Genomic DNA, 12,633 nt, shown 5'->3' with positions numbered 1-12,633 from the left:
CCTATATCGACTGAAGGCTGTCGTTTCACTTAAGCACCCGCCTGGTTTTGATAGCCCGCCCTTGAAGCGACTGCGTGAAGCAGTACGTTCGCTCCTGCGCTGACATCGTTCGGCAGCGCTTCCTCGGCTTCGTTATGGGACAAACCGTCAACGCACGGTATGAAAACCATGGTGGACGGAACACAGCGACTCAGGTTTATGGCGTCATGCCCTGCGCCGCTTGTAATCGGCTCGTGCGAATAGCCGAGGTCCGCCGCTGCCTTCCGGACGAGTTCGACACAGACGGGGTCAAACGTAGTAACCGGAATCGACAGATAGGTATCGATTTTGACGATAACGCCTCGAGAATTAGCTATCGCCTCGAACGCCTGCCGCACGGCCTCCTCCATCTCGTCAATTTTCGCGGGTTCAGGGTGACGGATATCGACGCTGAAATAGAGCTGCCCCGCGATGGTGTTTCGGGACGCGTTTGCTATGGAGATTTCACCGATTGTTGCCAGACCTTTTAGACCAAATCGTTTCGCGATGCTTTCAAGCGAAGAGGCCATCTCTGCGGTTGCAAACATCGCGTCTTTGCGGGCTTCCATCGGCGTCGTTCCTGCATGCGAAGCGAAGCCCGACACGTTGATGTCGAGCCAACGCACCGCTTGGCCGCCTGAGACGACGCCGATTTCTGTGCCGTTACGCTCAAGGATTGGACCCTGTTCGATATGAGCTTCGAAATACGAGTCCACATCGTCTTTGGTTAGTGCGCCCGAGCCCTTGTAGTCACAAAGGGTGAGCGCGCCTTCGATGGAAACGCCATCGCTATCTTTTAATCCATATGCTTTGCCCAATTCGATTGCTCCGGCGAAGACTGCCGAACCAACCATTGAAGGCGTGAACCTCGCTCCCTCTTCGTTGGTCCACGACACAATTTCAATGGGCTTATCGGTCACGGCGCTTGCGTCGTTGAGGGTCCGTATCAACTCAAGGGCTGCTAATACGCCATACGCTCCATCGAAACGTCCACCTTTCGGCTGAGTGTCTAAGTGGCTGCCGACAAGGACGGCCTTGGCAGTCAAATCACGTCCGTCACGCCGGGCGAAAATATTTCCAATTTCATCAATGCGAACGGTCAATCCAGCATCACGACACCAAGTGATAAACAGGTCGCGGCCACGACGTTCCTCGTCCGTGAGTGCAAGCCGGCAAACGCCGCCCAATGGGGTAGCGCCAACCTCGGCCATCTTCATCAAACTGTCCCACAAGCGTTCATCGTTGATTTTCATGGTTCACAATCCTTTGTACATGTCGGAAAAGGAGCGGTCCGTTGCATCCGCTCTCTGATGCTTATGTTTGCCGAGTGCCCACACGCAGACGAAAGACGTCGCGGCCAGTGCGCTGTAGAAGACAGCAAGGGGCCACCATCTGCCGCCGGCCTCATGTGCAAGCCATGTACCGGCGAGCGGAGTTAAACCACCCGCAACAGCGCCGCAAACCTGATACGAGATGGAAATGGCCGTGTAACGCACCCTTATCGGGAAGACCCTGCTGACGAACCCTGCGATGACAGAGTAAAAGCTCGCCATACAAACGACAGCGATGGATATCCCAAGGAACATGAGACTCGGTCGTCCGCTGCTGACGAGTACAAACATTGGATAAGGCGAAAGCACAGCCAAGAACGAAGCTAGGAGGAGGAAGCGAGTAGCGCCGACCATTTCTGAAATCCAGGCTGCAACCGGCTGAACTAAGGCCTGGACGATAGCAACGGCGAAGAGGCAGTCAAGAATAATTGTCTTATGGACGCCGAGGGTTAGCGTCGCATAGGTAATCATGAAGGTATTCGTAAAATACGAGCATGCGATTCCCAGCGTATTTGCACCAATGCACAACGCTATCAACTTGCTTGAGCCCCGGAATGCCTCTGCAATTGGTATCTTAGGCAAACTGCCCGCGTTTTTCTCCTCCTCAAACTCAGGGGATTCATCGACACCTTTCCGTATCAGCACACCGACAATGAGCAGGACGATGCTAACCAGGAAGGGCAAGCGCCAGCCGTACCGGATAAAGTCATCGTGCGGCATCGAGATGACCAGCCGGAAAGCCACGAGCGACAAAATGAGAGCGACGGGGCTTCCAAGTTGAGCGAATGACGCATAAAACACACGTCGACCAGTAGGCGCGTGCTCGCCAGCCATAAGAACCGCTCCTCCCCACTCTCCGCCCGCTGAGATGCCTTGCAAGATGCGCAACAGGACAAGCGCCAAAGGCGCCGCCAATCCCCATTTCCCGTAACTGGGGAGTAAACCGATACCGATGGTTGCCAAGCCCATGAGGATAAGCGTCGTCATCAAGGCACTCTTTCGCCCAATTCGGTCCCCCATGTGCCCGAACAATATTGCGCCGATAGGGCGAGCGAAGAATCCGACAGCGAACGTTGCGAATGACGCCATGGTGCTTATGAAAACATCGTGAGATGGAAAGTAAAGCTCTGCGAACACCAACGCTGAAGCGGTCGCGTAGAGGTAAAAGTCGTACCATTCAATCATCGTCCCGATAAACGCAGCCGCAGCTGCGCGCGTCGATTGCTTCCTCGCAGTCGCCCTATCCATAAGTACTCCTTATCGGATCACGAAAAAATTGCTACTTTAAAACGGCCTCGGCTATTGCTTGCCGTTGATACGTGCGGCGTCGACAGCGCTGCCCTCCAGCCCCCACTTGGTCAGTATCTTTTTGTAGGTTCCGTCGGCAATGATTGCGTTGAAGGCTGTCTTCAGCTTCGTCCCGAACTCGGCGTCATTCTTTCTGAATCCCATACCCATCAACTGAGGCAGAAAGGGCGTACCTACCTGGACGTACTTATTGCCCTCCAGCTTATTTTGATATGGGAGAGTTGGTGCACCCTGAACTGCAGCATCGATGCGGCTCTGGTTAAGCTGTAGACGGGTGTCAGGGGAGCCGTCGGTGCCGACCACCACGACGGCAGGTTTGCCTTGCTTAACGCAGTGCTCCTCGCTCCAAGCCGCGATTGCATCTGGCCAGATTGTCCTTCGCGCGGTACCAACTCTCTTTCCGCACAACGCATCCATGCTCGGAAACTTCGATGCTTGCGTCTTCAGCGTGTAAAAGATGGAGTCAAGCCGCAGATAGTCAAGAAAACTTACGCTGGCTTGCCGTTCCTGCGTGTCCGCCATGCCGCCAACAATCAAATCTAGTCTTTTTGTCGTGATGGAGCTGAGCAGTTGGTCAAAATTGGTATCCTGCCATTCGACCTTCGAGCCCATCTTCGCGGCCACCGCCTCAATAATGTCTACGTCAAAACCGACCGTATTGCCTGTTTCGGGGTCTTTGCTCTCAAACGGGGGATATTTGGGTGCAGTCCCTACGACTAGCGTCCCGCCAGCCGACTTTGTGGTTTGTGCCGTTGCGCTACCTGGGCCTGCTAATAGACAAGTAAACGCAGCCACAGCAAGGGCTCGAAAGACATGCTTATGCATCATAAAACTCCATGCTTAGTTAGCTTCAGTCTTGGCTCTGGGCAGTCGCTGCTAAGCAATAACCGCCGAAATAAACTCTTGCGTGCGCGGGTGCTGCGGGTGAGATAGCACCTGGTCGGGCGGCCCACTTTCGATAACCCGACCTTGGTCCATAAAGAGAACGCGACTAGCGACCTCGCGAGCGAATCCAAGCTCGTGTGTAACGACAATCATCGTCATCCCCGTCTTAGCGAGGTCACGCATAACGGTGAGAACCTCTCCCACCAGCTCTGGGTCGAGCGCCGACGTCGGTTCATCGAATAACATCAATTTCGGCTGCATTGCCAACGCACGAGCTATCGCCACGCGTTGCTGCTGCCCTCCCGAAAGCTCGACGGGAAAGGCATCACATTTTTGTGCAAGTCCAACGCGCTCCAGAAGGTCCCGTGCTTCGCGGGTGGCGCTGCTTTTATCGCGCTTTAATACTTGTACCGGACCCTCGACGACATTTTCGAGGACCGTCTTATGTGGGAAGAGATTGAAGCGCTGAAAGACCATCCCTGTCGTGAGGCGTTGACGGGCCACCTGCTTCTCTGAAAGTTGATAGAGCTTGCGCTCGACCCGTCGGTAACCCAGGAGTTCGCCGCAAACCCACAACGCACCGTTGTTTATGGTTTCGAGTTGATTGATACACCGTAGAAAGGTGCTCTTTCCGGACCCTGAAGGACCAATGATACAAAGGACTTCGCCTTCGGCCATCTCCAAGTCGATACCCTTGAGCACCTCAGTACTCCCGAACGACTTATGAATATCAACTGCTTTAATAATGGACGACATAATTTCTCCCGTTTACTGTTTGGCCGGGGCGCGTCCGGCTCCGCGAGCGAAGCGACGCTCGATACGCGCTTGGACAGCCGAGAGGATTGTCACCACCACGAGATACCAAATGCCGGCCACAATCAGCAATTCGATGACTCGTTGATTTGCGTAGTAGATGTTTTCAGCGCTATGCACCATTTCCGCGTACTGCACGACGCTTGCCAAAGACGTAAGTTTGACCATCCCAATGAGTTCGTTACCAATTGGCGGCACGATAACTCGCATGGCTTGAGGGAGAATGATTCGGCGCAGCGCCTGCAGACGTGGCATTCCGATGGCCTTCGCAGCCTCGTATTGACCGGGGTCAACCGAGAGGAGACCAGCCCGCACTACTTCGGACGTATAGGCGCCCTGGTTAATGCCCAATCCTAATAGGGCCGCCAGAAAGGGCGTCATGATGTCAACTGTTGGCACCTGGAATAGCCCCGGTATTCCGAGCGTTGGGAATATGAGTCCGAGGTTGAACCAAAGCAGCAATTGCAAGAGAACTGGCGTGCCGCGAAAAAACCAAACATACCCGGACGCGACAGTCCGTAATACGGGATTCGGTGAAAGCCGGGCAATCGCTACTAGCACACCAATCAGTATTCCTAAGCTCATTGCCAAAGCAGTCATGACAATGGTGTTCACTAATCCGGTCGTGATGGTCCGCGCGGTGAAAAACCGGCCAACATAGGACCATTCGACTTGGCCGTGCGCAAATGCTGCTGCCAACCAGGCAAGGAGTGCCGAGACGACCACGGACGAAACGATGCGCCCGTAATAACGTCGGGGCACATGCTGATATTGCGATTCGTCTGATAAGCCAACCGGCATAACTGTTTGCCGTTTTTCCATGATTGTTCCAAACATCGCGGACTCGCTTTAAAAGGTTTCTGGCAGCATTAAAAATGTCAAAAACTGCTCGGTAAATCGATTTACCTTTGGACTTTACGGAACTCGAAAATTGCTGTCAACGAAAAAATAGGCGGTTAGGGAAAACCAGAGGCGCACCAAAAAATTGGCGCAGACCGTCTAGGGGCTACAGATAACGCTGCAGCCTTGGATGTGGCCCCGCTGCCTACCAGCTAAGAGGTAGAGGTATGACTTCGATTATTGAGCGGCAGACACACTGTGGGCTTTGTGCATCATGTTACGGCCTCAACGCAACGTGCTGACGCTAGAAATTTTGCCTGAGGCTCGGCATGGCTCGGTCAACGCGATATCAAAAGCTAAGCACTGCGTGATCTTCTGCCTTCTCTCTCCTACAGACGAAGTCCGCTGTATGTGTGGTTCAAAGCCGACGACCAAGAGCAACTCACTTCCTCCTGTAGGTTCCGAACCGCACTCGGTCACGTCGCTTGGAGAATCGCGCAGAATAGCTGACGATACAGCCACGCGGAACATGCCGCTCTCAATAAGAGCGCGAAGACTTCGACAGTGCCCAGCCGACCGACTTCCAGTAAATTACCCCTACGCCATCATGTTTCCCAAAACTGTGCGTTCGATCGCGACGAACACGATCACGATACCTAGCAGCGGTGTGCAGTTAAAAGGTGAATTATTTGGTTCGACCGGAAAGGGCTTCGTATGTTGAGCTATACCGCGTCCCATGATGCCTACGCTCCAAACGCCTCATGACAGGACAGGAGGCTTAGCTTGTGTGTTGATCTGCATCTAAATCTGAACCAACAAAAAATGCGTAGAACGCGTCCACGAGAACGTAACTCGGCAAGCCAACGGATTGAACGTAACTAACATTAACAATTTTTAGTAGGATAACTAAGAGATGTAATGTCGCGGCAGTATACGAAGCCAGAAAAGTGCACTCATAGGACTTCGCCCCAGCAGACCGCAACGTGATCGCGTTAGTTGCTCATCGTCGCTTTCGAACAATATGATTTGCAGGAAAACGGAATTGGGTAGACTGAGGCGTTTTTGGTAAGACTGGAAAAACAGAAATTTGGAGACTTCCCGGACTCGTAGTTAAATGTTGCTTTGCCGTGGGCGGTGCCAAGGGGCGAAGGCTAGAGCAGCGTGTCAAAGTTGCTCTCGGCTCCTCCAACGGCAGAAATCGACGACACTGTTATCTGGATGCGCGATGTCAGGCCTGTTCGCTCGATGTCACGCAAAGAATGCTCGCCCGATAACGCAGCCTGTGAAGGCTTCTTCGGGAGACTCAAGACGGAACTGTTTTATTTTCTTGACTTGCGGGATACGACCATTGATCAATACGTCCAGGTCCTTGACTCTGACATCCGCTGGTACAGCGCAACGCGTATCAGGTCTCGCTTAACTCTTTCAGCCTCCCCGAATACTGTGAATGTCATGGAATTGCAATACAAACCAGTCCGAGATGTTAGTCGCAACCCCAGTGGGTCAGTTTCCAGCATAATTCAAGACGCGAAGAGCGTGAGTTAACGAAAACCGTCTCATGTAGCGTAGATTGGGTTTTTCGATTTCACGGTTTCCGAGCTAACGGAAAACCGATATCCAGTAGTTTGCGGAGGCGTTTGCACAAAAGCAAGACGATGACCTGCTTCCCAATCTACATCATCGATAACGCACCGGCAGCGCCGAATCCAGGTGGTTCCTGCATCAATTGCTCAACCATCATGCGAGCGGGAGCTGGCATGTTCTCAAGTTCACGGCATACGATACTCAAGGGACGCTCAGCCCACAGTTCATCCAAAGGAATACTGACTAATCGTGATTTCGCGTGCTTGGGTATTCCCACCTCGGGCAAGATGCCTATCCCCAGACCGGCGGCAACCATGTTGCGAACAGCCTCGAAATTCGTTACCTGAATTCGGAGCTTCAGTCGTCTGCCGGCAGCGTCCGCCGCGCGTGTACAAAGCGTATGAATCGACGCGCCCTCTTGCATGCCAACATAGTCGCAATCCAGCGTCTCTTCAAAACCAATTGACTTCCTTTTGGAAAAAGCATGATCGACTGGCACCACCACGAACAGCCGGTCAACCTTGTACGGCAAGCAAATCAACCTCAAGGACGGGTCGGGCATGGCGCAGATGCCGAAATCGACGACCCCGTTCTCAACCATTCGTACCACCACATCACTTGGCTTTTCAATCAGATCGATTTTGATTTCCGGATGCAAGCTCGCGAAACGGCGTAAATCTGCCGGCAAGTAATGCACCATGGCTGTGTACGTCACGGACAGCCGCACATGGCCCCGGATACCGCCAGAGTATTCGCTTAACAGCGTATCAATGTGCCTGATCTGCTCGAAAATCTGCTTTGCATGGCCATACAGTGCAATGCCGGCTGGCGTAGGCAAAACACCGCGGCTATGGCGGTAAAACAGGGCCGAGCCAGCATCTTTCTCGAGATCCGAGATCCGCTTGCTAGCGGCAGAAGGCACCAGATGCAATGCCCGGGATGCAGTTGCAATACTCCCCTCTTCCACCACTGCCAGGAAGACTCTCAGGGACTCGATATCGATGCGCATGGATCCCTTGGAAAGAACAGTGTCACGCATCGTCATGGACGATGGCTCTGTTCGTGAGAGAGCAATAGTTTTGACTATTTGTCAACATTATAATCCAGCCTCGGCAAGCACTTCCGCATTCAATTCCAACGCTGCCAAGGGCTGGCACGCTCTAAACCAAAGAGCGGACATCTGGCAAACCCTTCAAAATATAAAATCGAGACAAATCCGTGAATGACATGGCGAACGATTCTCCGACGCAACTTGCACCATCTTCCCGCTGGTATGCAAAATTGACGAGGAAACACTGGCTCACGCTGAATGGTGCGTTTCTCGGATGGATCTTTGACGGATATGAGGCGCTCGCGCTCATCATGGTGCTGCCCGCTTTGATGCATTCGGTGCTGACGCGTGGCCAGATGAGTTCACTGCCGCTCTACGCAGGACTGGTTATCGGAATCACCCTGCTCGGCTGGGGTATTGGCGGCCTGGTGGGCGGCGTTCTTGCCGACTATGTCGGACGCAAGCCGATGATGATGTGGTCGGTTCTCGCATACGCAATACTGACAGGATGCACAGCGTTCTCAGGCAGCCTGGTCTATTTGTGCGCAATGCGCTTCCTGACGGGCCTTGCTATGGGCAGCGAATGGAGCACAGGTATCGCGCTGATTGCCGAGACGTGGCCGCGTGAAGCGAGGGCAAAGGGCGCCGGCTTTCTGCAGTCGGGTTTTGGATGGGGCACGCTGATTGCAGCCGTGGCCTGGTATGCCTTGACCAGCGCCGACCCGTTCGGTGCAGACAATTGGCGCGTCATATTCGTGATTGGCGCGTTGCCCGCGTTTTTTGTTCTTTATATCCGGCGCGGCGTGGACGAATCGGAACAATGGCAGGAAGCCGTGCGCAACAAGCAATGGAGCGCAACCGGCTCTGCCGCCGTGAGCGACCAACACGCCAAGCGCCCGTTCACCCTCAAGCAGGTATTCAGCGAGCGAGAGTCGGTTCGCCGGATCGTCCTGACAACCGTGTTGTCCATTGTGACGATCGTGGGCTGGTGGGCTGTTTCCAGTTGGCTTCCGGCACGCACGGCAGAGTTGGCCAAGCAGGAACATGTTGTCAACGCCGGTCACTGGATATCTTCGGTATCGATTGTCTACACGGTCGGCGCGATCATTGCCTACATGCTGTCAGGCTTCATCATCGATAGCGTGGGGCGCCGATGGTTCCTCTTCCTGGGTTTTGCCGGGTCATTAGCGACCACTGTCCTGGCTTACGGCTGGATTAGTTCCGTCGAAGGCATGCTGGCCATTGCCGCGATCAACGGCTTCTTCACCCTGGGGTGTACGTTCGCCTGGCTGGCCATTTACCCAGCCGAGCTGTTCAATGCGTCTGTCCGCTCGACCGCGACGAGCTTCGTTTTCAACTCTGCCCGCCTGGTTGCCTGGGTATTCCCGATTCTGTCCGGCTCCATGATCAAGTCGCTGGGCGGCGTATCTCATGCGGCATTAATGTTTGGATCGGTGTATGTCATCGGCATGATTCTTCCCTGGTTTCTTCCTGAAACAAAGGACCTCGGTCTACCAGAAGATGCGCTCCCTGAAAATTCGAACGCTGTTCAAGGCTAGGAGCGAAAATGGGCCGAACGCTCTACGACAAGATCTTCGACGCTCACGTAGTCCGAAGCCGGGCTGATGGCACCGCCCTTCTCTACATCGACCGCCATCTCGTGAATGAAGTCACGAGCCCCCAGGCGTTCGAATCGATGCGTCAGGAGGGCCGTGTGGTGTGGCGTCCGCGCGCCAATCTCGCGACGGCAGATCACAATGTGCCCACGACCGACCGTTCCCACGGCATTGAAGACGCCACTTCCCGCACGCAGGTCCTAACCTTGCAGGAAAATACTGGCGCGACCAGCATTGATCACTTTGGCATGACTCATCCCGAACAGGGCATCCTGCACGTTGTCGCACCGGAGATTGGCAGCACCCTTCCCGGCATGACGATTGTCTGTGGCGACTCTCATACCAGTACGCATGGCGCGTTTGGTGCTCTCGCATTCGGCATTGGCACGTCGGAAATCGAACACGTGCTCAGTACGCAAACGCTGGTCACAAGCCGAAGCAAACGAATGCGTATCACCGTTGACGGCACGCTGCCTGCGGGTTGCACAGCGAAGGATGTCTCCCTCGCCATAATCGGCCATATAGGAACCGATGGCGCGACAGGACACGCGATTGAATTCGCGGGCCCGGTGGTGCGCGCTTTCTCAATGGAAGCACGCATGACCCTGTGCAATATGTCCATTGAAGCTGGCGCGAGAGCCGGTCTGATCGCGGCGGACGCAACCACGCTGGCGTATTGCGAAACGCGTGCGCGTGCACCCCGTGGCGAGGACTGGGTGCGTGCGCAAACCGAGTGGTTGGCACTGCATTCAGATGACGACGCCGTGTTCGATGCGGAGGTGCGCATGGATGTCACCGCACTTTTGCCTCAGGTTACCTGGGGAACGTCTCCCGAAATGGTAGTCGATGTGTCCGGCCGCATTCCCGATCCCATTGCAGGCGGACACCATGCCAAGTCCACGTCGTATATGAACGCGCTCAACTATATGGGTCTCGATGCCGGAGCGCCAATAACTTCCATTGCCCTGGACAAGATCTTTATTGGCTCCTGCACCAATGGCCGCATCGAGGACCTTCGCGCTGCGGCTGAAGTATTGACGAAACTGGGCGGACGGATCGCGCCAAATATCAAGCTCGCACTTGCAGTACCGGGCTCCACTTCCGTTAAGCGCCAGGCGGAATTGGAGGGGCTACACAAGATTTTCATGGCTGCCGGGTTCGAGTGGCGTGAAGCGGGATGCTCGATGTGCCTGGCAATGAATGCCGACAGGCTTGACCGGGGCGAACGCGTTGCGTCGACATCAAATCGTAATTTTGAAGGCCGGCAAGGCGCCGGCGGCAGATCTCATCTGGTCAGTCCGCCGATGGCCGCAGCAGCCGCGCTGCGAGGCCACTTCACCGACGTCAGCGCCTTGTTCCGGTAAAGCAGGGTACAGCCATGACACCGTTCACCGAACACACCGGAATTGTATTGCCACTAGACCGCGACAACATCGATACCGACGCGATCATTCCAAAGCAGTTTATGAAATCGATCGCGCGGACCGGATTTGGTCCCTATCTATTTGACGAATGGCGTTTCCTGGACGAAGGCTATTACGGCAAGGCTTCATCCGAGCGCATTCCCAACCCCAAATGCCCAATCAATTTCCCACGCTTCGCCCATGCGTCGGTTCTGCTGGCTGGGAAAAACTTCGGTTGCGGAAGTTCCCGTGAACATGCACCGTGGGCGCTTTATCAGTTCGGCATTCGGGTGATGATCGCAACCAGTTTTGCTGACATTTTTTTCAATAACTGCTGCAAGAACGGCATCCTTCCAGTCATATTGGCCGATGAACAAATACAGGCATTAAGAGCGGAGATTGAAGACACCCTCGGGTTTAGTCTCACTGTCAATCTGGAAACGCGTCAGGTGAGCTGGGCGAATGGTCAGCACGTTTCATTCGACATGCCGGAAATGCTGCGCAAGAATCTTCTGGAAGGCGTCGACGAAGTAGGTGCTACCTTGTTGTTCTCGGAAGAAATAAAAGCGTTCGAAGAAAAGAGAATAAGTCAACGACCGTGGCTTTGATGATTTCAGAGTATCAGAACATGCCGCGGCAAAGCTGCTATGACTGCTGACACAGTCTTGGCTTCGCTTGCCGCAACGTACGTGCATACTTTCTTGCTAGACGTTGTCCAGTCGCGCCACTAGTGCGGCGGACCACGCGCCAGTTCAAAGCAGCGCCCAGCGCAAGCAGCACGTGAACAGAACGACATAGGTCGATTCGAACTTTACATAAGCTTATAATTAGCGATTTGTATAAGTATTCCTAAGTACTTTACTTGACCTCGGCTCGCTTAGGTTTCTTCGTTGAACGACTGGCTATTGCGGGCGTATGGATATTGCAGTTCTTTGCACAAGCATGACTTGTGATTCAGAATGAGTGTCATTGAACAACGGTTTTAGGAGGTCCCGTATGCGCATGCAGAAAAAAGATACCCTCCCAAGTAAGGTTTGTGCGAGTTGTGGGCGCACATTCACATGGCGCAAGAAATGGAAGCGCGATTGGAGCAGCGTCAAATACTGCTCGGATAAGTGTCGTAGCGCACGCGGCACAGCTGTAAGGTGATCCTCTTTTTGTAGCCGTTGTACTAACAGTTGATCTGCAAAGATCAACAACGTTCGGTTCGTGTTGCATAACTACTTAAATACCGCCAGTGTTATCAGAGGTCCTTAACATAGGTATGGTGCCTCGAGTTACTTTTTCGAAAGCTTATTTTGGTAAAGTACCGCCGCGACGGCGCAGACGCTGTCGTTTTTGTCCCGAAGCGTCGCTATGGATGCGCCAAATTCCATGGTTTCGGATAATTTTCTGAGCTGTGAATGGCGACGGCTCGCTCTACGGCAGCCGGCAAAGCGGACGAATCGTTGATTGATTCGAAGTCGCCAAGTCCTGTCACCATCGGATTGTCAGAACCGCCGAGCATCGAGCGTACGTCCGTTTTGTACAGCACAAGCGGTTTGCCGGAGTGGCACGCGAGCGTCGCCTCGACGATTGTTCCCTCATCGGGTACTCTGCCGTTCAAGTTCGCCACAACGACATCGCGATGCGGAAGAAAGGTTGAAAAGCCAGACAGCTCCAGTGTGCTGGAAATGCTGACCATCTCAGCGCGCTCGCTTGGGTTAAAAAGCGGACCCGCGCAATAAACTCGTAACATGAGCAATTATCTCTCGGCAGTCAGACAATCTGTTAAGGCGGAACCT

11 protein-coding genes and 1 pseudogene are annotated in these 12,633 nt (G+C 54.0%); 5 read left to right on the top strand and 7 right to left on the bottom strand.

Annotated features, from left to right (window positions below; genetic code table 11):
• Window positions 1-29: 29 nt before the first annotated feature.
• The 5 genes from ASG35_RS19720 to ASG35_RS19700 are packed head-to-tail and all read right to left on the bottom strand — an operon-like array spanning window position 30 to window position 5,156.
• The gene (locus ASG35_RS19720; RefSeq protein WP_056361387.1) at window positions 30-1,271 is read right to left on the bottom strand and encodes a Zn-dependent hydrolase; all 1,242 of its coding nucleotides are present in this window, start codon (window positions 1,269-1,271) and stop codon (window positions 30-32) included.
• 3 nt (window positions 1,272-1,274) lie between these two features.
• Window positions 1,275-2,597: an MFS transporter gene (locus tag ASG35_RS19715; RefSeq protein WP_056361382.1), complete on the bottom strand. Its 1,323-nt coding sequence runs from the start codon at window positions 2,595-2,597 to the stop codon at window positions 1,275-1,277.
• 51 nt (window positions 2,598-2,648) lie between these two features.
• The gene (locus ASG35_RS19710) at window positions 2,649-3,485 is read right to left on the bottom strand and encodes an ABC transporter substrate-binding protein (RefSeq protein WP_056361379.1); all 837 of its coding nucleotides are present in this window, start codon (window positions 3,483-3,485) and stop codon (window positions 2,649-2,651) included.
• Window positions 3,486-3,533: 48 nt separating this feature from the next.
• Complete coding sequence (locus tag ASG35_RS19705) at window positions 3,534-4,298, bottom strand: amino acid ABC transporter ATP-binding protein (protein WP_056361376.1); 765 nt, start codon at window positions 4,296-4,298, stop codon at window positions 3,534-3,536.
• A 12-nt stretch (window positions 4,299-4,310) separates the two neighbouring features.
• Window positions 4,311-5,156, bottom strand: a complete 846-nt coding sequence (locus tag ASG35_RS19700; RefSeq protein WP_235527653.1) for an amino acid ABC transporter permease — start codon at window positions 5,154-5,156, stop codon at window positions 4,311-4,313.
• 1,263 nt (window positions 5,157-6,419) lie between these two features.
• Here ASG35_RS19700 and ASG35_RS32210 point away from each other — a divergent pair.
• A pseudogene (locus tag ASG35_RS32210) lies at window positions 6,420-6,682 on the top strand (IS3 family transposase); the annotation flags it as partial.
• 185 nt (window positions 6,683-6,867) lie between these two features.
• Here the strand turns inward: ASG35_RS32210 and ASG35_RS19695 are convergent.
• Window positions 6,868-7,824: a LysR family transcriptional regulator gene (locus ASG35_RS19695; protein ID WP_235527626.1), complete on the bottom strand. Its 957-nt coding sequence runs from the start codon at window positions 7,822-7,824 to the stop codon at window positions 6,868-6,870.
• A 182-nt stretch (window positions 7,825-8,006) separates the two neighbouring features.
• Here ASG35_RS19695 and ASG35_RS19690 point away from each other — a divergent pair, with 182 nt between their 5' ends.
• From ASG35_RS19690 to ASG35_RS30900, 4 genes are all read left to right on the top strand, one after another.
• Window positions 8,007-9,389, top strand: coding sequence for an MFS transporter (locus ASG35_RS19690; protein ID WP_056361370.1), 1,383 nt, complete (start codon window positions 8,007-8,009; stop codon window positions 9,387-9,389).
• Between the two features lie 8 nt (window positions 9,390-9,397).
• A complete protein-coding gene (leuC, locus tag ASG35_RS19685) occupies window positions 9,398-10,810 on the top strand; it encodes a 3-isopropylmalate dehydratase large subunit (RefSeq protein ID WP_056361367.1) in 1,413 nt (470 codons plus the stop codon).
• Window positions 10,811-10,824: 14 nt separating this feature from the next.
• Window positions 10,825-11,457, top strand: coding sequence for a 3-isopropylmalate dehydratase small subunit (gene leuD / locus ASG35_RS19680; protein WP_056361365.1), 633 nt, complete (start codon window positions 10,825-10,827; stop codon window positions 11,455-11,457).
• Window positions 11,458-11,845: 388 nt separating this feature from the next.
• Window positions 11,846-11,998, top strand: coding sequence for a DUF2256 domain-containing protein (locus ASG35_RS30900; RefSeq protein ID WP_200945756.1), 153 nt, complete (start codon window positions 11,846-11,848; stop codon window positions 11,996-11,998).
• A 205-nt stretch (window positions 11,999-12,203) separates the two neighbouring features.
• Here ASG35_RS30900 and ASG35_RS19675 read toward each other — a convergent pair whose 3' ends face one another.
• On the bottom strand, window positions 12,204-12,533 hold the full coding sequence (locus ASG35_RS19675) for a nucleoside 2-deoxyribosyltransferase (protein WP_056361363.1): 330 nt from the start codon (window positions 12,531-12,533) through the stop codon (window positions 12,204-12,206).
• Window positions 12,534-12,633 lie beyond the last annotated feature (100 nt).

Source organism: Burkholderia sp. Leaf177 (assembly GCF_001424345.1).
Taxonomy (GTDB): domain Bacteria; phylum Pseudomonadota; class Gammaproteobacteria; order Burkholderiales; family Burkholderiaceae; genus Caballeronia.
The sequence above is the reverse complement of the archived record's forward strand: the minus strand, read 5'-3'. Positions and strand labels throughout refer to the sequence as shown.

Coding starts and splice junctions, on each gene's coding strand:
- ASG35_RS19720 (WP_056361387.1), bottom strand. CDS start 1,271: ATGAAAATCAACGATGAACGCTTGTGGGACAGTTTGATGAAGATGGCC.
- ASG35_RS19715 (WP_056361382.1), bottom strand. CDS start 2,597: ATGGATAGGGCGACTGCGAGGAAGCAATCGACGCGCGCAGCTGCGGCT.
- ASG35_RS19710 (WP_056361379.1), bottom strand. CDS start 3,485: ATGATGCATAAGCATGTCTTTCGAGCCCTTGCTGTGGCTGCGTTTACT.
- ASG35_RS19705 (WP_056361376.1), bottom strand. CDS start 4,298: ATGTCGTCCATTATTAAAGCAGTTGATATTCATAAGTCGTTCGGGAGT.
- ASG35_RS19700 (WP_235527653.1), bottom strand. CDS start 5,156: ATGCCGGTTGGCTTATCAGACGAATCGCAATATCAGCATGTGCCCCGA.
- ASG35_RS19695 (WP_235527626.1), bottom strand. CDS start 7,824: ATGACGATGCGTGACACTGTTCTTTCCAAGGGATCCATGCGCATCGAT.
- ASG35_RS19690 (WP_056361370.1), top strand. CDS start 8,007: ATGGCGAACGATTCTCCGACGCAACTTGCACCATCTTCCCGCTGGTAT.
- leuC (WP_056361367.1), top strand. CDS start 9,398: ATGGGCCGAACGCTCTACGACAAGATCTTCGACGCTCACGTAGTCCGA.
- leuD (WP_056361365.1), top strand. CDS start 10,825: ATGACACCGTTCACCGAACACACCGGAATTGTATTGCCACTAGACCGC.
- ASG35_RS30900 (WP_200945756.1), top strand. CDS start 11,846: ATGCGCATGCAGAAAAAAGATACCCTCCCAAGTAAGGTTTGTGCGAGT.
- ASG35_RS19675 (WP_056361363.1), bottom strand. CDS start 12,533: ATGGTCAGCATTTCCAGCACACTGGAGCTGTCTGGCTTTTCAACCTTT.